Source organism: Bradyrhizobium sp. sBnM-33 (assembly GCF_032917945.1).
GTDB lineage: Bacteria > Pseudomonadota > Alphaproteobacteria > Rhizobiales > Xanthobacteraceae > Bradyrhizobium.
The window spans coordinates 12,318-35,603 of the sequence record NZ_CP136624.1 but is presented as its reverse complement, the minus strand read 5'-3'; the positions used below and the strand labels follow the sequence as shown (position 1 = coordinate 35,603).

Annotated in this window: 21 protein-coding genes and 1 pseudogene; 8 read left to right on the top strand and 14 right to left on the bottom strand. The window is 63.4% G+C overall.

Annotated features, from left to right (window positions below; all coding sequences use genetic code 11):
- Positions 1-346: 346 nt before the first annotated feature.
- The 9 genes from RX328_RS00160 to murJ form a co-directional block, all read right to left on the bottom strand.
- Positions 347-745, bottom strand: a complete 399-nt coding sequence (locus RX328_RS00160) for a hypothetical protein (protein WP_213252780.1) — start codon at positions 743-745, stop codon at positions 347-349.
- Between the two features lie 206 nt (positions 746-951).
- Positions 952-1,650, bottom strand: coding sequence for an HAD family hydrolase (locus RX328_RS00155; RefSeq protein WP_213252781.1), 699 nt, complete (start codon positions 1,648-1,650; stop codon positions 952-954).
- 12 nt (positions 1,651-1,662) lie between these two features.
- A complete protein-coding gene (locus tag RX328_RS00150) occupies positions 1,663-2,112 on the bottom strand; it encodes a Fur family transcriptional regulator (RefSeq protein WP_028347833.1) in 450 nt (149 codons plus the stop codon).
- Between the two features lie 52 nt (positions 2,113-2,164).
- Positions 2,165-2,650, bottom strand: a complete 486-nt coding sequence (gene rimI / locus RX328_RS00145; protein ID WP_213252782.1) for a ribosomal protein S18-alanine N-acetyltransferase — start codon at positions 2,648-2,650, stop codon at positions 2,165-2,167.
- Positions 2,647-3,345: a tRNA (adenosine(37)-N6)-threonylcarbamoyltransferase complex dimerization subunit type 1 TsaB gene (tsaB, locus tag RX328_RS00140; protein ID WP_213252783.1), complete on the bottom strand. Its 699-nt coding sequence runs from the start codon at positions 3,343-3,345 to the stop codon at positions 2,647-2,649. The genes rimI and tsaB overlap by 4 nt, the downstream gene beginning before the upstream one ends.
- A 142-nt stretch (positions 3,346-3,487) precedes the next feature.
- Positions 3,488-4,057: a NifU family protein gene (locus RX328_RS00135; RefSeq protein ID WP_213252784.1), complete on the bottom strand. Its 570-nt coding sequence runs from the start codon at positions 4,055-4,057 to the stop codon at positions 3,488-3,490.
- A 115-nt stretch (positions 4,058-4,172) separates the two neighbouring features.
- A complete protein-coding gene (locus RX328_RS00130; protein WP_213252785.1) occupies positions 4,173-4,667 on the bottom strand; it encodes a universal stress protein in 495 nt (164 codons plus the stop codon).
- A gap of 92 nt (positions 4,668-4,759) precedes the next feature.
- Positions 4,760-5,812 (bottom strand): tryptophan--tRNA ligase, encoded by a 1,053-nt coding sequence (gene trpS, locus RX328_RS00125; RefSeq protein ID WP_213252786.1) that lies wholly within the window; start codon positions 5,810-5,812, stop codon positions 4,760-4,762.
- Positions 5,813-6,028: 216 nt separating this feature from the next.
- Positions 6,029-7,573, bottom strand: coding sequence for a murein biosynthesis integral membrane protein MurJ (gene murJ, locus RX328_RS00120; protein WP_213252787.1), 1,545 nt, complete (start codon positions 7,571-7,573; stop codon positions 6,029-6,031).
- A 290-nt stretch (positions 7,574-7,863) separates the two neighbouring features.
- Here murJ and RX328_RS00115 point away from each other — a divergent pair, with 290 nt between their 5' ends.
- From RX328_RS00115 to RX328_RS00105, 3 genes are all read left to right on the top strand, one after another.
- Positions 7,864-8,865, top strand: coding sequence for an adenosine kinase (locus tag RX328_RS00115; protein ID WP_213252788.1), 1,002 nt, complete (start codon positions 7,864-7,866; stop codon positions 8,863-8,865).
- A gap of 224 nt (positions 8,866-9,089) precedes the next feature.
- Entirely contained in the window at positions 9,090-9,410 is a 321-nt protein-coding gene (locus RX328_RS00110; protein ID WP_213252789.1) for a hypothetical protein, read from the top strand.
- 249 nt (positions 9,411-9,659) lie between these two features.
- Complete coding sequence (locus tag RX328_RS00105) at positions 9,660-10,046, top strand: hypothetical protein (RefSeq protein WP_213252790.1); 387 nt, start codon at positions 9,660-9,662, stop codon at positions 10,044-10,046.
- A gap of 951 nt (positions 10,047-10,997) precedes the next feature.
- On the opposite strand, the gene RX328_RS00100 is transcribed toward RX328_RS00105, so the two are convergent.
- Positions 10,998-12,185: a serine hydrolase domain-containing protein gene (locus RX328_RS00100; RefSeq protein ID WP_213252791.1), complete on the bottom strand. Its 1,188-nt coding sequence runs from the start codon at positions 12,183-12,185 to the stop codon at positions 10,998-11,000.
- Positions 12,186-12,529: 344 nt separating this feature from the next.
- On the opposite strand from RX328_RS00100, the gene RX328_RS00095 reads away from it, so the two are divergent.
- Positions 12,530-12,850: a hypothetical protein gene (locus RX328_RS00095; RefSeq protein ID WP_213252792.1), complete on the top strand. Its 321-nt coding sequence runs from the start codon at positions 12,530-12,532 to the stop codon at positions 12,848-12,850.
- Positions 12,851-12,962: 112 nt separating this feature from the next.
- Positions 12,963-14,456 carry an NAD-dependent succinate-semialdehyde dehydrogenase gene (locus tag RX328_RS00090; protein WP_213252793.1) on the top strand — a complete coding sequence of 498 codons (1,494 nt, stop codon included), beginning with the start codon at positions 12,963-12,965 and terminating at the stop codon, positions 14,454-14,456.
- A gap of 11 nt (positions 14,457-14,467) precedes the next feature.
- Here RX328_RS00090 and RX328_RS00085 read toward each other — a convergent pair whose 3' ends face one another.
- The 4 genes from RX328_RS00085 to RX328_RS00070 form a co-directional block, all read right to left on the bottom strand.
- Positions 14,468-16,666, bottom strand: a complete 2,199-nt coding sequence (locus RX328_RS00085) for an SLC26A/SulP transporter family protein (RefSeq protein WP_409410834.1) — start codon at positions 16,664-16,666, stop codon at positions 14,468-14,470.
- Between the two features lie 111 nt (positions 16,667-16,777).
- Positions 16,778-17,584 carry a crotonase/enoyl-CoA hydratase family protein gene (locus RX328_RS00080; RefSeq protein ID WP_213252794.1) on the bottom strand — a complete coding sequence of 269 codons (807 nt, stop codon included), beginning with the start codon at positions 17,582-17,584 and terminating at the stop codon, positions 16,778-16,780.
- Positions 17,585-17,781: 197 nt separating this feature from the next.
- The gene (locus RX328_RS00075) at positions 17,782-18,696 is read right to left on the bottom strand and encodes a phosphoribosylaminoimidazolesuccinocarboxamide synthase (protein WP_213252795.1); all 915 of its coding nucleotides are present in this window, start codon (positions 18,694-18,696) and stop codon (positions 17,782-17,784) included.
- Between the two features lie 69 nt (positions 18,697-18,765).
- Positions 18,766-19,683 (bottom strand): pirin family protein, encoded by a 918-nt coding sequence (locus RX328_RS00070; protein WP_213252796.1) that lies wholly within the window; start codon positions 19,681-19,683, stop codon positions 18,766-18,768.
- A 208-nt stretch (positions 19,684-19,891) separates the two neighbouring features.
- Here RX328_RS00070 and RX328_RS43215 point away from each other — a divergent pair.
- The 3 genes and pseudogenes from RX328_RS43215 to RX328_RS00050 all read left to right on the top strand — a co-directional run bounded on the left by RX328_RS43215 (position 19,892) and on the right by RX328_RS00050 (position 23,178).
- Positions 19,892-20,457 (top strand): annotated as a pseudogene (locus RX328_RS43215) (GNAT family N-acetyltransferase).
- A 77-nt stretch (positions 20,458-20,534) separates the two neighbouring features.
- Positions 20,535-21,599 carry a helix-turn-helix domain-containing protein gene (locus tag RX328_RS00055; protein WP_213252797.1) on the top strand — a complete coding sequence of 355 codons (1,065 nt, stop codon included), beginning with the start codon at positions 20,535-20,537 and terminating at the stop codon, positions 21,597-21,599.
- A gap of 148 nt (positions 21,600-21,747) precedes the next feature.
- Positions 21,748-23,178, top strand: coding sequence for a serine hydrolase domain-containing protein (locus RX328_RS00050; protein WP_213252798.1), 1,431 nt, complete (start codon positions 21,748-21,750; stop codon positions 23,176-23,178).
- Positions 23,179-23,286: the final 108 nt, after the last annotated feature.

Below are 23,286 nucleotides of genomic sequence, written 5' to 3'. Positions count from 1 at the left end.
TGATAGACTCAGAAGCAGCTCGCGCGAGGGGAGCGGCGCATTCTGAAATTACCCGATAGCCGGATATTGCAGGCAGCGCTGTGCGGCGCGAAGCGACGCACCGCAGAGCCGGGACCCATCGTCGCAACATGTGGACCCCGGATCAGCTGCACCACGCCGCAAGCGCGGCCTGGTGCGCAGCATCCGGGGAACGCTGATCGAGAGCGTTGCTTCTAGCCGACCTCTCGACCAACGCGCGCGATCAGATCGGGCAGTCTTCGCAAATCGCCAAAGATTACGGCGGCACCGGTGTCGTGCAGTTGCCTGCCATGGCCATTGCCAGTTTTGCGCACCCGCAAACTGACGCTCACTTGATTCCCAGGGCGTCCTTGAGTTCTGCCGCTTTCTTCATGCACCCTTGTTCGTCGCCAGCCGCAGACATCTTGCGGGCATCGGCCATCAATTGGTTGGCATGTTCCGCGCTCTGGGTGCTGCGTTTGCTAACGACTTGTTCCTGATGCGGTGAAGTGGGCTCCACGGCCGCTGCCGTTGATCCGGTGGTCTGAGGCTCAGCGCTTTCTTGCTTACTGGCCAGAATCTCCTCTTGGTGCTTGGTCGCGGGCATTCCCGATTCGCTCGTGGTCGCGCCCGTCCCCGCGGCAACGACATTCGGTTCGAGCGCCTTCAGTTCCTGGTTACAATCAGCAAACGCTGGCGAGGCGAGGATAAGGGCGAATGCTGCTGCGGTCACTATGCGTGTAGACATCTGAACCTCCTGCTTGAGGTTGTTTCTCGCTCGAGATCAAGGATACAGGAAAACGTCCACCGATATTCAGTGGTTCCTTCCAATCTGGCGACGATCTGATTGCAATGCTCTCCATCCAACGGGTGCTGCTAATCTCTTCAGCGGACATACCGAAAGCGTCGGTGAAGATTCTGGTTTTATGAAACAAAGCGGACGTCGACCGATCCTCAGTACGCAGTCTGGTTCGGTGCCGCCTCAACCCCAATCTTCCTGATGAGCGCGGGCAATTGCCGCATATCGTCGAAAACAGCGACGGCTCCGGCATCGTGCAGCCTGTCCCCATAGCGGGGGCGGCAATGGCTGCCGCCTTGAAAGCCAAGCACCGTCATCCCGGCGGCGCGGCCGCCGGTGACGCCGGGAACGCTATCCTCGATCACGATGCAGCGTTCCGGTGACGTATTCATCTGCTTGGCAGCAAACAGAAATAGGTCGGGCGCAGGCTTGCCGCGGCTGACCTGCGTAGCGGAGAAAATATGCGGAGCGAGCTGGTCATAAAGGCCGGCGCAGGTGAGGCCGTGGCGGATCTTTTCCGGCGTTCCGCTCGAAGCCACGCATTTGGGCAGGCCGATCGCGCCAATCGCCTCGCCAACATGCGCGATCGCCTGCAAATCGCCCGCGTAGAATCTCAGCGTCGCTGCCTTCACCTGTTGTTCGAAATCATCGGGCAGTCTTCGGTCGATCTCGCGTTCGATGGTTTGGCGCGCCTCGCGGTCCGACACGCCGAGAAACCGTTCGAGCACCTGTTCTGCCGTGATCGGATAGCCGTGGCGCGTCAGTGTTTCCGCATGCGCGCGGCATGAAATGACCTCGCTGTCGACCAGCACGCCGTCGCAGTCGAAGATGACCAGATCGAAGTTCGGGTTCAAGTTGGCACGCGATCAGGATTTGTCGTCATCGAGCGGCACGCAATAAAGCTCCAGCCGGTGATCGACCAGTTTGTAGCCGAGCTTGCGGGCGATCTCGGCCTGCAATTTCTCGATCTCCTCGGAGGTGAACTCGATCACCTTGCCGTCGCGCAGATTGATCAGATGGTCGTGGTGACTGTCGGGCATCTGCTCGTAGCGCGCGCGGCCCTCGCGGAAATCGTGCCGCTCGATGATGCCGGCATCCTCGAACAGCTTGACGGTGCGATATACCGTCGAGATCGAGATCTTGTCGTCGACTGCGACACAGCGCCGGTAAAGCTCCTCGACATCCGGATGATCGGCCGATTCCGCCAGCACGCGCGCAATCACCCGGCGCTGCTCGGTCATGCGCATGCCGGTGGCGGCGCAGCGAGCCTCGATGCCGGTATTTTTTTGCGCAGACGGGGATTTCAGTACGGGCATGACCTTGGGGCCTTGAAGAAAACGTCGGGGCTGTTGTGCCACCCTGCGCATATTACGACAAGTCACGTCGCATCAGAAGCGCATTCAATTGCTCCCCGCCGGGCTGCTGATAGTAGCGTTCCCGGCGGCCAACGACCTCGAAGCCGGCCCATTCGTATAGCCGCCGCGCCGGCTGATTATTTTCTTCAACCTCGAGGAACACCTTGCGCACGCCGCGGCCGGCGAGATGGCCGAGATGCGTCAGCAACAGGTTGCGCGACAGGCCGCGGCCGCGCTGCGTCGCGTCGATGGCGATCGACAATAGCTCCGCTTCATCGGCCGCCATGCGCGACACCGCAAAGCCGATGATCTTGCGCCCGAGCCTGAGACGGTGAACGAGCGTGTTGCGCTCGCTCAGCATCACCTCGAATTCGCCTTCGCCCCAGCCGCGATGAAACGATGCGCCGTGCAGTTGCGCCAAACGTGACGCATCGCGCGGAGTGGCCGGTTCGATCACCGAAGTGCCGCCGCCCCACCATTCGGAGAGCCATGTCATCATGATGCCGGCGGCTGCGGTGTGTCGGATAACGGACTCTTCGGCGGCTTGGCGTCGGGGGCGCGCAGATAATAGGGCCGTGCCGGTGAGCTCTCGGGACTGACCGCGGCGCCCAGCCACGCCACCCAGGCGATGTCGGGTGCGGCCTGCTGATCGATTTTGAACGGCGGCGGCGCATCGGCCGGCCAGCGCTCGGCCATCATTTTCGCCGCATTGCCGACCAGATGCGGCGCGCCGAAACGCGCCGCGTCGAGCGCTTCCGCGATCGGCGCCACCTTCGGCTTGATCAACGAACTGCCGTCGCCGCCCAGCACCTGGAAATAGACGTGATCATGCCGCGCATCAATCGCGGCGATGACGGGATGTTCGCTGCTCTCGCTGACGATGGGGGCGGCAAACACGGTCAGTGTCGTCACGCCCACCACAGGCTTGTCGGCGGCGAGCGCAATACCGCGGGCGGCGGATAGGCCGACGCGCAATCCGGTAAAGCTGCCGGGGCCGGTCGTCGCAGCAACGCGGTCGAGCGCGGCAAAGGCAACGCCGGACGCCTTCATGACGCGCGCAATCAGCGGCATCAGGGCCTCGGCATGACCGCGCTTCATCGCCTGCGATTCCCGGGCAATCACACCGCCCGCGCTGGTGTCGAGCACGGCCGCGGCGCAGGCATCGAGCGCGGTATCGATGGCGAGGATCAGCATGGACTATATTCTCGTCATGCCCGGGCTTGTCGCGGGCATCCACGTCTTTTGCTTATCACAAGACAAGACGTGGATGGCCGGGACAAGCCCGGCCATGACGAAATCCTTAATTTCATTACATAGGATGCGGCCGATCAGCCGATCACACCGGCCGGACTTCGACCACGTCGGGCACGAAATGCCTCAACAGATTCTGGATGCCGTGCTGCAGCGTCGCCGTCGAGGACGGGCAGCCGGCGCAGGAGCCCTTCATGTTGAGATAGACGACGCCGTCCTTGAAGCCGCGGAAGGTGATGTCGCCGCCGTCATTGGCGACCGCGGGTCGTACCCGCGTCTCGATCAGGTCCTTGATGGTGGCGACCGTGTCCGCGTCAGCCTCGTTGAAGAACTCGCCTTGCTCGTCCGCCGCTTCGTCATTGCCGACGGTGCCGTCCGCCAGGAGCGGCGCGCCGGACATGTAATGCTCCATGATGGCGCCGAGGATCGCGGGCTTCAGATGCTGCCAGTCGCCGTCCGCCTTGGTCACTGTGACGAAATCGTAGCCGTAGAACACGCCGGAGACGCCGGGCACGGCGAACAGTCGCTCGGCGAGCGGCGATCGGGCGGCGGCTTCGCGATTGGCGAATTCCATCGTGCCGGTGTCGAGCACGGTGCGGCCAGGTATGAATTTCAGGGTGGCGGGATTGGGCGTGGCTTCAGTCTGAATGAACATTGGTTTTCTCCGGCGTCGCCGGTTCAAGGCCGGCGCGTGGGGTGTCCCATAGCAGATGGCGACCGCCGGCGCACGGTCAAGGGGGAAATCAGAAATTCTCTAACCAGATCAATCCCTAAGACAGCCCGTCGATCTCGGCATCGCTGAGATCGCCGGGGACGATGACGACGGGAATCGGGAACGAGCCGGCAGCCTGGGCCATCATGCTGATCAGCGGCCCCGGCCCTTCGGGACCGGGATTGGCGGCCAGCACCAGCATCGAAATATCGACGTCCTGGTCGATCACGTCGAGGATCTGGGTGGTCGGATCGCCCTCGCGAATCACCCGCTCGGGCGTGATCGCCGCGATGCCGTTGGCGCGGCCGGAGGCGCGGTCGAGCGCCTCATTGGCGGCGTCCTCGGCCTCGGCGCGCATCAGGTCGGCGACTCCAAGCCATTGCTGGTTCTGGTCTTCGATCGCGATGATTCGCAGCATCACCACGCCGCCGCCGACGCGCACCGCCCAGCGGCTGGCGTAATACACCGCGCGGTCCCATTCGGCGGTGTCGTCAACAATGACGAGGCATTTTGGCTTGTGACCCGTCTCGTAGCTTCGTCGCTGGGTGGTCATGCATGTCCCGGTGCTGCGCCAAACCGCCGCATGCTGCCACGGCGCAGCCGCCTTCGACAAGCGGCGAGGCTGTTGCAACGCAGTGGCGAGAGCTAGCTCTTGCGGATGAAACCGACGATGTCCCGTGTCGCCCGCATGGTTTCGTCGGCGAGGACGCGCGCGCGGTCGGCGCCGTCGACCAGGATTTTGTCGACATGGCCGGGATCGGCCACCAGCCGCTTCATCTCGGAGGCGATCGGCGCGAGTTTCGCCACGCAAAGTTCCACCAGCGCATTTTTGAAGCTGGAGAACTGCCCGCCGCCGAATTCGCGGAGCACGTCGGCTTTGCTGCGGTCGGCCAGCGCCGCATAGATGCCGACCAGGTTGTCGGCCTCGGGCCGGTTCTCCAGCCCCTTTTCCTCCGACGGCAACGGTTCCGGATCGGTCTTGGCTTTCCGGATCTTTTGCGCGATCAGATCCGCATCGTCGGTCAGGTTGATCCGCGAATTATCAGAGGCGTCCGACTTCGACATCTTCTTGGTGCCGTCGCGAAGCGACATCACCCGCGTCGCCGGGCCGGTGATGAACGGCTCCGGCAGCGGAAAGAACTGGCCGTCGTTGAAACCGTGGCCGCGTATAGAATCGCCGAAATCGTTGTTGAATTTCTGCGCGATGTCCCGCGAGAGCTCCAGATGCTGCTTCTGGTCCTCGCCGACCGGCACATGGGTGGCGCGGTACAGCAGAATGTCCGCCGCCATCAGCACCGGATAATCGTAGAGCCCGACGGACGCGTTCTCGCGATCCTTGCCGGCCTTCTCCTTGAATTGCGTCATGCGGCTGAGCCAGCCGATGCGCGCCACGCAATTGAAGATCCAGGTCAGCTCGGCGTGGCCGGCGACCTGGCTCTGGTTGAACACGATGTGCTTGTTCGGATCTATGCCGGCAGCGATGAAGGCCGCGGTGACTTCGCGGGTGTTGCGCGCCAGCTCCGCCGGGCCGCCCCAGACGTCCATGCCCATCGTGATCGCGTGCATGTCGACGACGCAATAGATGCAGTTATGGGTTTCCTGCATCTTCACGAAGTTGACGATCGCGCCGAGGTAATTGCCGAGATGCAGATTACCCGTCGGCTGGACGCCGGAAAAAACCCGTTCAACAAAAGCCATTGTCAGCTTCCCCAAGGATCCTGTTTCGGATGCCTGTTTCGCGCCGTCGTTTGCCACGCAGGGGCTGTTGGCGCAAGCCGCCAGATACGCTCTCCGCCGTCATCCTGAGGCGCGAGCGCAGCGAGCCTCGAAGGATGGGCCACGGGCCGTACATCCTTCGAGGCGCGCAAGAGCGCGCACCTCAGGATGACGGATTTAGCCAAAAGTCGTCACGGTCTAGCCCCCGGTTTGCCTGACGGCGTTAACCGCGTCGCGCCAGCCGATGACGCCGAAAGCCCGCAGAAACAGGCCGTATGTTGCGATTCCCGCCGCGATCACGACCAGCAGCATAACGGCCTGCACGAGGCCGTGTGCGCCCGAGATGAGGGAAGGCAGCGAGCGCGCCGCAAGCCACAGCAACGCGCCCATGGCGAGCGCGGATAGCGCGATGCGCGGCAGTCGTCGTTTTGCTTCCGTGTCGATCGAAAACCCGAAAGTTTTCGCGCCGCGGCGGATCAGGCTGAACGCCATGCCCCAGGCGCCAACGGCAATGGCCACCGCGATGCCGTCGGCGCCGTACCAATGGCTGAGCAGGAAGGCAGAAGCGATCGCCAGCACCACGCCCGTCAGCGCGGCGACCAGCGGCGTCATCGTATCCTCGCGTGCAAAGAACGCCGGCGACAGCGCCTTCACCAGCACATGCGCCGGCAACGCCAGCGTCAGCCACATCAGCGCGCGGGCGGTGGCTTTGGTGTCATCCGCGGTGAAGGCGCCATGCTCGAACAACAGCCGCACGATCGGCGCAGCTAACACGATCAGGCCGAGTGTTGCGGGCAGTGCGAGGCCAACCGCGAGTTCGAGCGCGCGCGATTCCGCGTGAGCAACGGCGGCGCGATCCTCCGCCCGCACCGCGCGCGTCAGTTCCGGGATCAATACCGTGCCCATGGCGACGCCGACAATGCCGAGCGGCAGTTCGACCAGGCGATTGGCGAAATAGAGCCACGACACCGCCGACGGCGATGAGGACGCGACGATCGCGCCGGCCACGACAAGCAATTGCGGCGCGCTCGACGCCATCATGCCGGGCGCAGCCTTGCCGAGAAAGCCGCGGATCTCCTTGTCGAACGAGACGCGCAAGGGTGTCGCGATGTTCTCACCACGGCGCAGCACCAGCACGGAGAGCTGCAACAGCCCGGCGATGCCGACAGTTGCGGCGATGATCTGCGCTGATTGCACCGCGGATGGTTGCATCATCAGCAGCGTGGCCATCACCGCGATCAGCGCGATGTTGAACAACAGCGGTGAGAACGCCGTCAGCGCAAATCGCCCCTGTGCGTTCAGCAGTGCCATCATCACGGTCGCCGGCCCGGCCAAAGCGAGATACGGCAACATCAGCCTCGCATTGTCGACCGCGAACTGCAGCGTCTCGCCGCCGGCAAATCCCGGCGCCAGCACGGTGATGACAAGCGGCATAGCGAGCGCGATCAGCGCGGTGGCTGCAATCAAGGCAAACGTGATCGTGCCGAGCACGCGCCCCGCAAACGCCGCCGCAGCCGCCACGCCGCCGGTCTCTCGGACGCGCAGCCATGAAGGCACCAGCGCGGCGTTGAGCCCGCCCTCGGTCAGCAGCCGCCTGACAACATTGACCAGTTGAAACGCCGCCAGAAACGCATCCGCCACCGCGCCCGCGCCGAGCAGCGCCGCCAGCACAGAATCGCGCGCGAAGCCTAATAGCCGCGACGCCAGCGTTCCCGAAGATACCGTGAGAAAAGAGCGGATCATGGATGGGCTGTGTATAGCAGCGAGACCCAAAGAAACACCACCAGCCCCGCGCACCGGCGCCTCTTCTCCCTCTCCCCCGTCCTTCACGGGGAGAGGGTTGGGGTGAGGGGCTCTATCCGCGATTGAGCTCTATCGATGGACCTGTACCCCCTCACTCGGAATTCAAGCTGCGCTTGAATTCCGACCTCTCCCCGCAAGCGGGGCGAGGTTGACCCGTGCCGCTTCCCTTGCTGTAAGAGGGCCGATCTGGTAGGCCGCAACCTCTCGCAACGCCGTACCAGGACGGATGAATGACTGACGCAAAATACGACGTTCTCGCTATCGGCAATGCGATCTTCGACGTCTTCGCGCAAACCGATGAGAAATTCCTGGCCGATCACGGCATGACCAAAGGCGGCATGGCGCTGATCGACGAGGCCCGCGCGGCGTCGATCTACCGGGACATGGGCCCGGCGACGGAGGTGTCGGGCGGATCGGCCGCCAACACCATTGTCGGTATCGCCAATTTCGGCGCCCGTGCCGCCTATGTCGGCAAGGTCAAGAGCGACCAGATCGGCGGCCTCTACACGCACGACATCCGTGCCGCCGGCGTCGCCTTCGAAACCAGGGCGGCCGAGGCGGGCCCCGCCACCGGCTGCTCCTACATCCTGGTGACGCCGGATGGCGAGCGCACCATGAACACCTATCTCGGCGCCGCGCAGGACCTTAATCCGTCCGACATCGATGAAGCGCAGATCGCTGCCTCCCGCATCGTCTATCTCGAAGGCTATCTCTGGGATCCCAAAAACGCCAAGGAAGCCTTCGTCAAGGCCGCTCATATAGCGCACGCGGCCGGCCGACAGGTGGCGCTGACGCTGTCGGACTCATTCTGCGTCGATCGCTACCGCGACGAGTTTCTCGACCTGATGCGCAAGCGCACGGTCGATCTCGTGTTCGCCAACGAGGCCGAGCTGCATTCGCTGTACCAGACCTCGGATTTCGAGGGCGCGCTGAAGCAGCTCCGCACCGACGCCAAACTCGCCGTCGTCACCCGCAGCGAGAAGGGCTGCGTGGTGGTGTCGTCCGATGGTGTTGTCGCGGCGCCTGCGTTCCCGATCGAAAAGCTCGTCGACACCACCGGCGCCGGCGACCTGTTCGCCGCCGGCTTCCTGTTCGGGCTTGTGCGCAACGCGAGCCACGAGACGTGCGGCCGGCTGGGCGCGCTGGCGGCGGCCGAGGTGATCCAGCACATCGGCGCGCGGCCGCAGGTGTCGCTGAAGGAGCTGGCGGGGCAGAATGGATTGGGGGTGTAGCCTTAGGTAGAGGGCGCGACCTCTCAATTGTATCCAGCCGTCATGCCCGGGCTTGACCCGGGCATCCAGGTCTTTCCTAGTGCTCCGTCGAGCGGATCTACGGGGCTTCCGATCAGGAGCAATTTCGCCTAGAAGTTGAACGAATCCTCTTTCCATCCGGAGCACAAGGCCAGTCAGCAAGGTCCAGAAAGCGATCCCCGAGGCGCTGAAGAAGCCGCCGTTCGATGCGGAAGCGTGGTTTGCGCGTGTCGATGAACTTGGTGGACGCGATTTCTTGCCGAACGGTATCCCCGACGAACCGCCAGCTGAACCGGACCCGCGCATCTTCTTCGACGAATGATCTGATGAAAGACGAATATGACTTCTCGATCGCCGAACGCGGCAAGTTCTTTCGGGAGGCTGCACGCCTAGTGCCGCCGATCCATTTGGACCCCGAGGTGCTTGACTATATCTCCGAGCGGGCCGCGGCGCAGGTAGTCTCGTTCAGTTCGCTGGTGAACACGCTGCTGAAGCAATATCGAACTGATCGACGACGATCGGAATGATGAGGAGATCGAAATCAACCCGATCAAACCAGAGTTCGATAAACTAGACGAGGCTTCGGGAACTCCGTTAACTCCTAGGAAATTGAGGCTGCGCGTGTAGCTCTCGCACGATGGCGAAGCCCCGACACGTTTGGAACCGCTGTAGATGGCTTTTGCGCGCGGTGTACGTCGAATGATTGGTTCAATCGCCCGCAACTCAAATTCCTACACGATGCCTTTGTGCTCGCTCGTTTCGCGCGATGCCAGTGCGTGGACGATGTCCGTCTGGCGGAGCCTTTTGAGCAATGGCCGGACGGTTTCGTGCGGGCTGCAGGCAAAGTCCACAACATCGAGATAACCAGCACGCATGGGGGCCGGAAGCTCGGTAAGGAAAATCGAGAGGTCAAAGCCCTCACGATAGACCCAGGAGAAGATTGGATCGCGCGCGGCGATTCTATTCCAAAGTTTCTTGACGAAGCTGTCGCCGCCAAGAGTGGGAAGCGATACGGAGCGCCCTGTTGGCTTGTGGTCTATCTCAACATAAGCGAATACGGCATTCGTCAGAAGGAAACGGAAGCAGCCATTTCACAAATAAAGGCGCGTTACGCGTCGTCGTTCGAAACAATTTCGGTGCTCTGGAAGGGGCGACTGTACTGATGCTCAATTGTGAGATCGCTGACGAACTGAAGTTTCCTATGTTGCCCCAGCATTGATTTGCCCGACAACGCAAATCAAAAACCGCTCTCCCGCAAAAATAATTCGCTTCACGATTGACCCAAATCACTTCTACAACTCCGCTATCCCGTCCCACACAGAGGGGCGTTTCGCGATCGTCACTAAACGCGGGGCGGGGTGCGGTGGACGCGGCAGCGTCGGGCGCGCAAACGTCGTCGCAGGGCGGGCTCTTCTCGAGCCCGTGAGCGAAGGGACGGCACGCAGACGACCGATGCTAAAGCGCCTCTTGCCGGACTTCGGCGGATGGGTACCAAGCCCGTCGAGACCTCTGGCAAGAGCGTGTCGCGTACGGCCAAGTCGTGTGGTCCTGGCACCCGTGGCTGGTGTCAAGTCCGCGGAGGATGTGCCGGCCCGACCGGGCCAGCGCCATCCATCAATCCGCGGATGATGGTGGCTAAAGGAATTCGCACACCAGGGAGAGCGCGAAGTACGCCGTAAAACCATTGCGCAGGGAAGGCCGGATGCTCTCCGCTGGACCTGTATGCTCGTGTGCGCGTTCTTTTTGCGCAATTGCACACGAGACCGCGGGTGCAGCGCGCACCCGGTCTTCCCTGCGCCCTCTGTCTTCTGGGGCGCGAAAGATAAGGCAAAGCTCGGGCGGAATGCGCCGCGAGATCGTGAAAGTATGTCAGTAATTGGATGTGTGCCAATCCCTCCCCGTCATTGCGAGCGAAGCGAAGCAATCCATTGCGCCGCATATGCGGAGAGATGGATTGCTTCGTCGCTTGCGCTCCTCGCAATGACGTCGCGGAGGAAGCAATGATTGAGCCGAGAAGCCGCGGCGTACTGGATGCCCCGCCTGCGCGGGGCATGACACGTGTGGATGAGGTGAGGGCGTACCACGCGACGAAGCGTAGCCGCCCTCCTTGTTTTTCACGCCGCGCGTTGGCCGCTGCCGGCATCCAGCCCGGCATAAACCCCGCGCTCAAATCCCGCAAAGGCCTCCAGGCACTTGGCATCGGCGAACGGCAACAGCTGCATCAGGATGACGCCGGCGACGTCGCGCGCTGGGTCGATCCAGAAATAGGTGTTGGCGAGGCCGGCCCAGGCCAGGCTGCCGGCGCTGCGCCCCTCGGCCGTCTGTGCGGTGGTGATGAGGAACGAGAGCCCCCACTTCTTGACGATGTCGGGATAGAGATCGACGTCGTTGGTGTAGATCGGCGCCACCGTCACCATCTTGCCCATCGTGAGGTCGCCGATCTGGTTCTGGCTCATCAGCGCGATGGTCTCGGGCTTCAGAACCTGGTTGCCGTTGCCGCGGCCCTTGTTGAGGATCATCTGGGTGAACTTGATGTAGTCGGCCGCGGTGCCGTAAAGGCCGCCGCCGCCCATGTGGAATTCCGGCTCCTGTTCGAGCTCGAACGGGATCGGCGCCAGCGATCCGTCCTCGCCGCGGGCATGCATGCCGACCAGCCGCTGGCGCATGGAATCGGTGATCTTGAAAGCGGTGTCGTTCATGCCGAGCGGCGTGAACATGTTATCGCGCAAATAAGCGTCGAGCCGGGTGCCGGTCACGGCCTCCACCGCCTTGCCGACGAAGTCGATGTTGGTGCCGTACTCCCAGCGCGTGCCGGGCTCGGACATGATCGGCGTCTTCAGCGCGGCGTTCTGGCAGGTGGTGATCGCCGGGGTTCCGGTCTTCTCCAGATATTGCGCGCAGTCGCCGTTCCACATGTTGTAGGCGAAGCCCGCAGTGTGGGTCATCAGATGGCGCAGCGTGATCGCCTTCGTCGCGGGACGCAGCTCGCCATTGGCGTCGAAACCTTCCAGCACCTGTGGCGAAGCGAGATCGGGCAGCACGTTTCCGATCGGCTCGTCGAGCGAGAGTTTTCCCTGCTCCACGAGCTGCATCCCGGCCGCGGTCGTAATCGCCTTGGTCATCGAGGCGATCCAGAACACGCTGTCGGCGGTCATGTCATCGTCCTTCGAAAGATCGCGCTTGCCGAACGCGCCCTGATAGATCACCTCACTGCCGGTAGCCGCCATCGCGACCACGCCGGGAATCTCCTTCGCCTCGCATTTCTGCCGCAGAATCTGGTCGATCTCAGCCTTGCTTTGCATGGGTCTCCTCCCGCTTTGATTTTTATGGAAGTGGAACGATCTTCCTCCCGGCCGCGTGATCCCGCAAGCGCTCGGCGAGCGCGGCCTCTGATGTCGCGATCTCGTGATGGGCAAAGGGCGTGGGCCGCGGGTGCGCAGGTTCGGCACCAAACTGCAACACCTCGCCACAATCCGCGATGGATGAGGGCTCGGCGGGTGACCGGATTGGGCAGCCACGATAACGTGATTCTGCGGCGATTCCCGGCGCCGATTTTCTGCAGTAAAGCGTTCAGATTCCAGCACAAACGATGCTGGTTGCAGCATTGATTTGATGAAAATCGTTGTAATACGAATTGCGAGGCGCGATGATCTCGACCTGGAGTGAATGGAAGCGGTATCCCCGTCCCGGGCGGGGCGAGAACATCGAGGCGCCGATCACGCCCGGGCTCTATGAAGTCCGCTATGCCGGCACCGGCGCGCTGCACTCCTTCGAGGCGGTCGACAACGTCGCCCAGGCCCTGGCGCAGCTTGTGGTCGGCTCCAAATCCTGGTTCGGCCGCCGCGACACCGCCAATCTGCCCGACCTTGAGTACCGCACCTGCGCGACCTCCTCGAAAGCCGACGCCAAGTCGGCCGCGCAGCGCATGATCGGCCGCCGTGAGACGTATATGAGCGGGGCGGCGTGAGGGGGCTGCCCTCAACATTCGTTGAAGCATGGCTGCCTCAGCAGGCGATGCATTGCCGCTGATATGGGCCTATACTCGGACCAATCTCTCAAGAAAATCCGAGGAGTACGCCATGAACCCGCCCGTCGCCGCTCGCGCCCAATCCTCCCAGTCCTCGCTGCATGACCGCCTGAAAGATCCCTCGCTGCTGCGTGACCGCTGTTACATCGACGGCGCCTGGGTCGGCACGCCGTCGCGCCCGGTCACCAATCCGGTCAATGGCGTGGAGCTTGCAAAAGTCCCGGCGTTCAGCACGGCCGAAGCAACCCAAGCCGTCGAAGCCGCCGAGCGTGCATTCCCCGCCTGGGCCAAGCTCACCGCCAAACAGCGCTCAAACATCTTGCGCAAATGGTTCGATCTGATCGCGGCGAACCGCGAGGATCTCGCGCTGATCCTCACGTCGGAACAAGGCAAGCCGCTGGCGGAAGCGCTCGGCGAAGTCGATATCGGCGGCGCCTATGTCGAATTTTTCGCCGAGGAAGCCCGCCGCGTCTACGGCGAGACCATCCCGACCCAGCGGCCGGATGCGCGGCTCTTGGCGATCAAGCAGCCGATCGGCGTCTGCGGCGCCATCACGCCGTGGAATTTCCCGTGCTCGATGATCACGCGAAAAGTCTCGCCGGCGCTGGCCGCGGGCTGCACCGTGGTGCTCAAGCCCGCCAATGAAACGCCGCTGACCGCGCTGGCGCTGGTCGCGCTCGCCGAGAAGGCTGGCGTGCCGAAGGGCGTGTTCAACATCCTCACCGGCAATTCGTCCGCAATCGGCAAGGTGCTGTGCGAGCATCCGGCGGTGCGCTTCATTGGTTTCACCGGGTCGACCGAAGTCGGAAAGATCCTCTATCAGCAGGCTTCCGTGGGTGTGAAGAAGCTCGGCCTCGAACTGGGCGGCAACGCGCCGTTCGTGGTGTTCGATGATGCCGATATCGATGCCGCCGTCGAGGGCGCGATGATCTCGAAATACCGTAACATGGGCCAGACCTGCGTCTGCGCCAACCGCATCTACGCCCAGGACAAGATCTACGACGCGTTCGTCGAAAAGCTGTCCAAGAAAGTCGCGGCGATGAAGATCGGCGACGGCACTGAACAGGGCGTGACACAGGGCCCGCTGATCAACATGGACGCGGTGCTCAAGGTCGAGAAGCACATTGAGAATGCCGTGAAGGGCGGCGCGAAGATCGTCACCGGCGGAAAGCGCCATGCGCTCGGCGGCAGCTTTTTCGAGCCGACGGTGCTCTCGAATGTGAAGCCGGATGCGCTGGTGGCGCATGAAGAAACGTTTGGGCCTTTGGCGCCGGTGTTCCGCTTCAAGGACGAAGCCGACGTGATCGCGATGTGCAACGCCTCGCCGTTCGGCCTCGCCTCTTACTTCTATTCCCGCGATCTCGGCCGCGTCTGGCGCGTCGCCGAAGCGCTGGAGTCAGGCATGGTCGGCGTCAACACCGGCCTGATCACCACGGAAGTGGCGCCGTTCGGCGGCGTCAAGGAGTCAGGCTTGGGGCGCGAAGGCTCGCATCACGGCATGGAAGAATATGTCGAGATCAAATATGTGATGATGGCAGGGGTGTAGTCCCGGGCTTGCTACCTTCGCAACACCGCGATCGTGCGATTGGCGAAGGAAAGCCGCTCCGCCATGACCGAGACGAAATAGGTCAACAGCTTCTGGCCGAGCTCGGGGGCGTCGGCCTTGATCGCCTCGAACTGGTGCTTGTTCAGCACGTACAGCACGCTGGCGATCTCGGCCTGGATCGTCGCGCTGCGCGGCGCGTGCGAGACGAGGCCCATCTCGCCGATCGTGGTGTAGCGGCCGAGGCCGCGCACCCGCGTGATACGGCCGTCATCTGCCGGCACCATGATGCCGACGCGTCCGTCGAGGATGAAATGCATGGAATCGGCGGCATCGCCGGCGCGCACGATGATCTCGGCGGTGTCGACCTCTATGCGCTGGCAGCGGCGGATAAGCTCATCCGCGTCGTCCTCGCTGTCGAATATCTTGGTGAACCAGTCGCGCAGATTGGCCGCTTCCTGCGCGAGTCCCTGATGCTGCATGATGATCTCGTTCTCGCACCATTCCAGCGCATGGTCGAGTTCGTCGATCGTGGTGACGCCATCGGTGATGAAGTCGCTCAAGCGCAGCACCTTCGCTGTGCTAGCGGACAGATGCACCAGCACCAGATGGACGCCGAGATCATGCGCGCTGCGTTTGATCTGGGCAAAACTGTACGCTGCCGACGAATCGATGCCAGTGACGAGCTTGAAGTCGAACAGTAGATAGCGGCACTCCGGCTGTTCTTGCAGCAGCGCCTTGACATGCTGATAGAGCCGGTTGGCGGAACCGAAGAACAGGTAGCTCTGCAGGTTCAGCCCCTGGATCTTGCCGCCATGGGCCAGTAGCACTTCCTGGTCGTCGCGCGAACGATCCAGCGAGCTGCGATATTCCGATCCGTCAAAGCTGAACTTGATCGCCTCGATCCGTGCCGCGCTGAAAGCAAAGGTCGCACAGCCGATAATGATCCCGATCAGAATGCCCGGCACGAAGCCCCACTGGACGATGATAACGATGATCACCAGCAGCGACGCGTATTCGGTCCTGGTCAGGCGCTTGCGCGACTCGATAATCCATTTGTGCAGTTGGTCCGCGCCCAGATAGAGCAAGAGCCCGCCAAGCACGAATTTCGGCATGTAGCCGAGCAGCTCGGGCGCAATCGCCAGCATCAGCAGCGAGACGGCCGCGGCCGTCAGGCCGGACAGCCGGCCCCTGCCGCCGCTGCTGAAATTCAGGATGGTGCGGCTTACCGAGACGCAGCCGGTATAGCCGGCCAGCGCCCCGGCCAGGATATTGCCAAAGCCGGTGACGTTGAGTTCGCGTTCCAGATTGGCTTCGCGATGCGCCGCGAGCTCGATGCCGGTGGTGTTGAACAGCGTGCTGGCCGCCGTAACGAAGACCACTGCAATCAGATTGCCGAGCAGGTCCGGCACCGCGGTCCAGGGATACTGGGCAAGCGCGTCCGCGTGCCAAGGCAGCATGAACGCCGAGGGCGGCGGAGGCCCGAAGGTCCAGCCGGTCGCGCGGGCCTGTTCCGGCGAGATGCCGATGATCCAGAAGGCCAGATGCGCCGCGATCACGCCGCCGATCAGGATGATCGGCAAGCCGAACGGGCCGCGCGAACGGTGCCAGGTCAAATACAGCACCAGCGCCATCGCGCAGGCTGCGGCCAGTTCCGATATCGTGACGATATTGGCGAACTGAGGTAGCGAGCTGAATTGTACCGGACGATCGGTAATAACGCGGATCGCACCCAACATGATCAGAAGCCCGGTCGCGCCCAGGAAACCGCCGATGACAGGATAGGGCACGTAGCGGATGGCGCGGCCCATCCGGGTCAGGCCGAGGCCGCACAGCGCCATGCCGGTGACGATGGTCGAGAGGCCGACCGTGATCAGAACAGGCGTGAGCAGCGGCGCCGACGGATCGGCTGCGATGATGCGCTCGACCAGCGATGCGGCCAGGATTCCAGTCACTGCCGCGGTGGAGCTGTCGGGGCCGGCGACCGCAAATGACAGGGAGCTGCCAAGCGCGATGGTGGCCGCAATCACGGCCGAGCTGATGAAGGTTGCCGCGATACCGTAGGACAAATAAGGCGACAGCGGCCCCGCGAAGATCAGCAACGCATAGGACAGACCGAATGTAATGCCGAGGATGCTCGCCGCGCTCCCGCCAAGAACATCATTGACGGCCCGCCTTGCCCGCGGGCCGAAATAAATTGATTGATTAATCACGCAAAAAAAGCCCCAAAATTCAGCACGTTAGTCGTAGACGAGGGCGGCCTGGGACGACAACAACAATTTTATGACAACTGGGCTCTCGTGGAGGCACATGGCTGCGCGGCGTCAGTCGGTTCCCACCGCGCCACCGAACGCGCCATGCCGGCCGACGCCGGAGGCGAAACGCGTTGCGCCCGACAGCGTTTCGCCCGAGGCGATCACTTCAAGCCCGCCGCGCATTTCGTTGGCGATCGCTTCTTCCTCCGAAAGATCCCATTGCCGCAGCGCCGACAGCCGATCGGCGCGCAGGCATTTTTGCGGGAAGCGCGCGATCTCCCGCGCCAGCGCAATCGCCTGTGCGGCCGCCTCGCCGCGGCCGACGACGCGATTGGCCAAGCCCATTCGCAGCGCTTCCTCCGCGCCGACCGGCCGTCCGGTGAGAATCAGGTCGATCGCCTGCGAATGGCCGATCAGCCGCGGCAGCCGGATGGTGCCGAGATCAATCAATGGCACGCCGAAGCGGCGGCAGAAGATGCCGAAGGTCGCGTCTTCCGCGACGACGCGCATGTCCGCCCATAGCGCCAGCTCCATGCCGCCGGCCACCGCAAAGCCTTCGACCGCGGCTATCACGGGCTTCGACAGCCGCAGCCGGCTCGGTCCCATCGGCGCGATCGAATCATGGCCGCCGAGCTCGCGCTTCTTGTTCGGATCGCCCGCCGCCACCGCCTTCAGATCGGCGCCGGCGCAGAAATAGCCGCCGGTGCCGGTGAACACCGCAACCGACGCGCTCTCGTCGGCATCGAAAGCAAGAAACGCATCGTAGAGTTTTCGCGCGGTCGCACCGTCGACGGCGTTGCGGCAATGCGGACGGTTGATGGAAACGATGGTCACGGGACCGTCGCGTTCGACGAGCACGGAGTCGACTTCGGTCATGGGGCGTTCCCTCTGAATTCTTCAGGGAACGAGCTTCGCACCAGATGGGTCTTACGGGCAATCCCGTATCCGCGCGTCATTGCGAGGAGCGACAGCGACGAAGCAATCCATCTATCCCCGAGCAGAGACGTGGATTGCTTCACGGAGCCTGTCATCCGGCGGCGCTTCGCGCCGACCGGGTGGCTCGCAATGACGGGTTATAGCGTCAACTCTTCCCCCGTCACGCGCCGGTACGCTTCGAGATAGCGCGTGCTGGTCTCCTCCACCACGCTGTCCGGCAGCGGCGGCGGCGGGGCGTCGCCGTTCCAGCGGCCGGCGCGGCGCTCGGCGTCGAGATAGTCGCGCAGCGGTTGCTTGTCGAAGGAGGGCTGCGGCCGGCCGGGCTTGTAGACGTCGGCGGACCAGAATCGCGAACTGTCCGGCGTCATCACCTCGTCGATCAGGATGATGCGGTCGTCGGCTGCGCGGCCGAACTCGAACTTGGTGTCGGCGATGATGATGCCATGGTGACGGGCGATGCGCTCGCCGAAATTATAGACCGTGCGCGCCATCCGCTCGAGCTTTTCGGCAACGTCGCTCCCGACGATCTCGCGCATGCGCGCGACCGTGATGTTCTCGTCATGGCCGGTCTCGGCCTTGGTTGCCGGGCTGAAGATCGGCGGCTCGAGCTTTCCGCTTTCGAGCAGCCCTTCCGCCAGATCCTCGCCCGCAAGCGTGCCGGAGGCCGCATACTCCTTCCAGGCGGAGCCGGAGATATAGCCGCGGATCACGCATTCGACCGGAAACACGGTGGTGCGCCGGCACAGCATCGCGCGGCCCAAAATGTCGGCACGATGATTCTTCAACGCGGGCACCTTGCGGATGATCTCGTCGGCGTCGGCGCTTATCATGTGATGCGGCACCACGCCTTCGAGCTGGCGGAACCACCACGCGCTGATCTGCGTCAGCACCGCGCCCTTCATCGGGATGGTTTCCGCCATCACCACGTCAAAGGCGCTGATGCGGTCGGTGGTGAGCAGCAGCACGCAGTCGCTGCCGACGGCGTAGATATCGCGCACCTTGCCGCGGCCGATCCGGGGCAGGGGCAAATCGCTGGCGAGCATTGCGTTCATCTGGTCAGGCTTTCGAACAGGCGGCCTCGTGCAAGAGCGTGGCAGCAAATGAGAAAGCGGAGCAATAGCTCACTCCGGCAGCGGAATGAACTCATGTTCCTGCGGAACGGCGGCAAACCGGCCGGTTTTCCAGTCCTGTTTGGCCTGCTCGATCCGCTCCTTGCTGGAGGAAACGAAATTCCACCAGATATGCCGCGGGCCTTCCAGCGCGTCGCCGCCGAGAAACATCATCCGCACCGGCGTGACCGCCTTCACCGTGATGCGGTCGCCGGGCCGAAAGATCAGGAGCCGCGGTCCTTCGTAGCGTTCATTCGCGATCTCGACCTCGCCGTCGACGAGGTAGATCGCGCGCTCTTCATGGTCAGGGTCGAGCGGCACGCTGGTCCCGGCCTGCGCCGTCACTTCAGCGTAGAACCACGGCGAGACCATGCTGACCGGCGATGTCACGCCAAAGCCGTGGCCTGCGATAATGCGCGCAGTAAATCCGCTCTCCTTCACGGTCGGGAGGGCTTCGGCCGCGTAGTGCTGGAACGACGGCGCGATTTCTTCAGAGCCCGCCGGCAGTGCGATCCAGCTTTGCAGGCCGAGCATCTTCTGGCCGTCGCGGCGCTGCACGTCGGGCGTGCGCTCGGAATGCGCAATGCCGCGCCCGGCCGTCATCAGATTCATGGCGCCGGGCTGGATCTCCTGGATGTTGCCCTCGCTGTCGCGGTGCATGATCGAGCCGTCGAACAGATAGGTGACGGTGGCAAGCCCGATATGCGGATGCGGCCGCACGTCCATGCCACGGCCCGCCATAAACTGAACGGGGCCGAAATGATCGAAGAAGATGAACGGCCCGACCATCTGCCGCTTGCCATGCGGCAGCGCGCGCCGCACCGCAAACCCGTCGCCGAGATCGCGGGTGCGCGGCACGATGATGAGGTCGAGCGCGTCGCAGGTCTTGGGATCGCCGAGCACGGGATCGTTGGACGGTTGCCAGCTCATGTGGACTCCTTCGGGTTTGCGGCGATTATAGCAGGAATTGCGCGATGGACCACGGGCGATGACCTCTCCCCGTCATTGCGAGCGAAGCGAAGCAATCCATCTCGCAACGAAGCAAGTATGGATTGCTTTCGTCGCTTGCGCTCCTCGCAATGACGGCGGTAAGCAACCATGCAGATAACAATTGCAGAAGAATGGAGGCTGGAAACCAATGATCCCTCCGCTCAAACCCGACGCAAAATTGCTGAAGGTCGACGGTCCCATCATCGAGACCGCGCGCCTGGTCCTGCGGCCATGGCGCAGCGATGACATTGCCGCGAATACGGCGATGCCGTCCGATCCCGACACCGCGCGCTTCATCACGCCCGACGGCAAGGCGATCACCACCGAGATCGGCGGATGGCGCAACGCTGCCGTGATCTCAGGGCATTGGGCGCTGCACGGCTTCGGCATGTTCGCCGTCGAGGAAAAATCTAGCCGCCGCTATATCGGCCGCGTCGGGCCGTGGTGCCCGCCGGGCTGGCCGGGCTTTGAGGTCGGCTGGGGCATCGACCGCCAATACCGCGGCAAGGTTATGCAGTGGAAGCGGCACGGGCGTCGATCGACTGGGTGTTCGCGACCTTCGAAATCGGCGAGATCATCCATTGCATCGACTTCTCTAACGCACCGTCGCAAGCGGTCGCGCGTCGGTTGGGGGCGAGGAGGGATGGCGAAGTTGATCTATCCGGCAAGACCAATGAGCGCTGGGTGACGTCGCGCGATCGCTGGAGGGGCTGATCGGCAGAAATTGAACCACAGTACGATTCATACTAGATTGTTTGCGTCGCGGATGATCCGCGCGAACGGACCATCCGATGCTGCTTTCCACCTTCGAGATCGCCTTGCGCGGCGCCACCGTGGCGCTGCTCTTGGTCTTGGCAGCATCACTGTTTCGCGGTTTCGGAGCGGTGCTTGCCGGACGGCTCGCGGCGGCATTTGCAGTGGGGTCGGCTGCGCATGCCGTGATCTCTTCGATCGGTGTGACATCGAAGGTGCCTCCGGCGCTTGCGCCCGTGATCGCGCTGTCGACCGGCAATGCCGTGGTGTTTTGGCTGTTTACGCGCGCGCTGTTCGAGGAGACGTTCAAACTGCGCTGGTGGCACGCGTTGACCTGGGCAGCGATCGCGGCTTTCAGTTTCGTCAATTGCATGTGGCTGGCGCCCGCATCCGGCGTGCGGCTTTACATCATTGCGGTCAATCTGCTCGCGCTCGGCTTCATCGTGCTGGCCGTCGTGCAGACCATCGCGTCCTGGCCGGCTGATCTGGTCGAGGGCCGGCGCCGCATCCGCGTCTTCATTGTCAGCGCGGCGGCACTGTACGGCGGGCTGAATGCGGTGCTGCAGATATCGCTCTCTGGCAGCGGTGCCGCGGAGATTGCCAACACGCTGAATTCGGCGCTGCTCGCCGCCGTGGTCGCGGCAATCGCGATTGCGTTGATGCGTTTCGATGGCGCCGATCTATTCCCGGCCGCAGCAGTCGTCCGGACCGACCCAATCGAGGCGGCAGCCGCCGTCGAAGCCAGCGCCGCCGATCAAAAACTCATCGATGCACTGATGCGGCTGATGGCCGACGAGCGCATCTATCGCCACGACAACATCACCATCGGCACGCTCGCAGCCAAACTCGCCATTCCCGAATACCGGCTGCGGCGGCTGATCAACCAGCGGCTCGGCTACCGCAACTTCAATGTGTTCCTCAACGAGCACCGGATCGCCGAAGCCAAGGCCGCGCTGGCCGATCCGAGCCAGGCCGAAGTCCCCGTGATTACCATCGCGATGGATGCCGGCTTCCAATCGCTTGGGCCCTTCAACCGCGCCTTCAAGGCTATCACCGGCGTCACGCCGACCGAATACCGCCGGCTCAAGGCGATCGCGGCCTAGCTTGTATCATCTTGCTGTTGCTGTCTAATTTTGGAATCGGCGAGGCGCGTTGAGCATTCGACCAGCGCGCATTCCAAATCCGGCGAGCGGCCACAAGCCGCTTCGTGAACATCCCCGGCACGCGCTGATGCGTCATGCCGGAGGCTCCGTGACCAGACGAAATCTCATCCTCATCCTCGCCGCCACCACGGCGCTCAGCGCGCTCGCGCTCTCGGCCGCCCGCGCCCGCGACGTGCCGAAGGTCGCGACCGGCTTCGTCGCCGGCGTGCTCTGCACCGAGACCTTCGTCTCTGGCCTCGACCCGGCGCGGGTGTTTGCCGAGACCACGTCCGCGATGCCGGGCGCCGGCCTGATCGCATGGTTGCTCGACTATCGCGTCGATCGCGCGCGCAAGGGCGTCACGGTGACGCTGTTCGGCTTCGGCCGCAGCTATGCCGTCTATCGCGGCGATGGGCTCGGCTGTTATCTCGATCTTGGTGGTGCCGTGACGGCGATTGTGTTGCCGCAGTCGGAGGCCAGGCCGGCATTGCTGCCTGACATCGCCGGCCGCGCCATTGTCGAACCGCAGACGCCGCAACTCGCAGTGGCACTCGACCGCGCCTTCGCCGAGCCGGACAGATCGACGCCGCGCAACACGCGCGCCGTGGTGATCCTGAAGGACGGGCGCATCATTGCCGAACGCTATGCCGAGGGCATCGGCGTCGACACGCCGCTGCTCGGATTCTCCGCCACCAAATCGGTCGTCTCGGCGCTGGCCGGCATCCTCGTGCGCAAGGGTGCGCTGAGGCTGCATGAACCGGTGCCGATCGCGGCGTGGCATCAGCCCGGCGATCCAAGGCGCGCCATCACGCTCGATCATCTGCTCCGGCACACCGCGGGACTAAAGCTTGGCAGTTCGCTGCAGGCCTCGCTGGCGTCTGCGCTCGAGCCGGTCAATCGCATGAAGTTCATGGAGCCTGACATGGCCGCGTATGCTGTGAGCATGCCGGCGGAGTCGGTGCCGGGCGCGGCGTGGAACTACCATGACGGCAACACCGTGATCCTCGCGCATCTGATCCGCCAGGCCACCGGCGGCAGCGCGGCTCATATGATTGCCTTCGCACGGCAGGAACTGTTCGAGCCGCTCGGCATGCGCAATGTGACGCTCGAATTCGACGCCTCGGGCAATGCGGAAGGATCGAGCCAGTTGCTGGCGAGTGCGCGCGACTGGGCGCGCTTCGGTCGGCTCTATCTCAATGACGGCATGACGGGCGGAAAACGCATCCTCCCCGAAGGCTGGGCGAAATATGCGGCGACGCCGACGCCGAACGCGTGGATCGGCCAGGGCGCCGGCTTCTGGACCAATCACGGCGACAGTTTTGGCGCTACCTACCGCACCGAGCGCGGCTGGCCACGCGATGCCATCTTCGCCAAGGGCACGCTCGGGCAATATGTGATCGGCGTGCCCTCTGAACGGCTGGTGATCGTCCGGTTCGGGCGCTCGCCGAACTGGCCGCCCGAAGCCGACGGCGTGTTCGAGCTCGTGCGCGACGTGGTCGGGGCAACCGACAGCAAGGGAAAGCTGGCGGGCGCGAATTGAATGACCTACGTCAAATCTTCCTTCTCCTCTTGTGGGAGAAGGTGGCGCGCAGCGCCGGATGAGGGGTTCTCTCCACGAATGCTAATGCGAGAGGTTCACTCGCGGAGA

What these genes read in the sequence shown, in the direction of transcription:
- RX328_RS00160 (WP_213252780.1), bottom strand. Translation starts at nt 745, where the DNA reads ATGTCTACACGCATAGTGACCGCAGCAGCATTCGCCCTTATCCTCGCC.
- RX328_RS00150 (WP_028347833.1), bottom strand. Translation starts at nt 2,112, where the DNA reads ATGCCCGTACTGAAATCCCCGTCTGCGCAAAAAAATACCGGCATCGAG.
- rimI (WP_213252782.1), bottom strand. Translation starts at nt 2,650, where the DNA reads ATGATGACATGGCTCTCCGAATGGTGGGGCGGCGGCACTTCGGTGATC.
- tsaB (WP_213252783.1), bottom strand. Translation starts at nt 3,345, where the DNA reads ATGCTGATCCTCGCCATCGATACCGCGCTCGATGCCTGCGCCGCGGCC.
- RX328_RS00135 (WP_213252784.1), bottom strand. Translation starts at nt 4,057, where the DNA reads ATGTTCATTCAGACTGAAGCCACGCCCAATCCCGCCACCCTGAAATTC.
- RX328_RS00130 (WP_213252785.1), bottom strand. Translation starts at nt 4,667, where the DNA reads ATGACCACCCAGCGACGAAGCTACGAGACGGGTCACAAGCCAAAATGC.
- trpS (WP_213252786.1), bottom strand. Translation starts at nt 5,812, where the DNA reads ATGGCTTTTGTTGAACGGGTTTTTTCCGGCGTCCAGCCGACGGGTAAT.
- murJ (WP_213252787.1), bottom strand. Translation starts at nt 7,573, where the DNA reads ATGATCCGCTCTTTTCTCACGGTATCTTCGGGAACGCTGGCGTCGCGG.
- RX328_RS00115 (WP_213252788.1), top strand. Translation starts at nt 7,864, where the DNA reads ATGACTGACGCAAAATACGACGTTCTCGCTATCGGCAATGCGATCTTC.
- RX328_RS00110 (WP_213252789.1), top strand. Translation starts at nt 9,090, where the DNA reads ATGCGGAAGCGTGGTTTGCGCGTGTCGATGAACTTGGTGGACGCGATT.
- RX328_RS00100 (WP_213252791.1), bottom strand. Translation starts at nt 12,185, where the DNA reads ATGCAAAGCAAGGCTGAGATCGACCAGATTCTGCGGCAGAAATGCGAG.
- RX328_RS00095 (WP_213252792.1), top strand. Translation starts at nt 12,530, where the DNA reads ATGATCTCGACCTGGAGTGAATGGAAGCGGTATCCCCGTCCCGGGCGG.
- RX328_RS00090 (WP_213252793.1), top strand. Translation starts at nt 12,963, where the DNA reads ATGAACCCGCCCGTCGCCGCTCGCGCCCAATCCTCCCAGTCCTCGCTG.
- RX328_RS00080 (WP_213252794.1), bottom strand. Translation starts at nt 17,584, where the DNA reads ATGACCGAAGTCGACTCCGTGCTCGTCGAACGCGACGGTCCCGTGACC.
- RX328_RS00075 (WP_213252795.1), bottom strand. Translation starts at nt 18,696, where the DNA reads ATGAACGCAATGCTCGCCAGCGATTTGCCCCTGCCCCGGATCGGCCGC.
- RX328_RS00070 (WP_213252796.1), bottom strand. Translation starts at nt 19,683, where the DNA reads ATGAGCTGGCAACCGTCCAACGATCCCGTGCTCGGCGATCCCAAGACC.
- RX328_RS00055 (WP_213252797.1), top strand. Translation starts at nt 20,535, where the DNA reads ATGCTGCTTTCCACCTTCGAGATCGCCTTGCGCGGCGCCACCGTGGCG.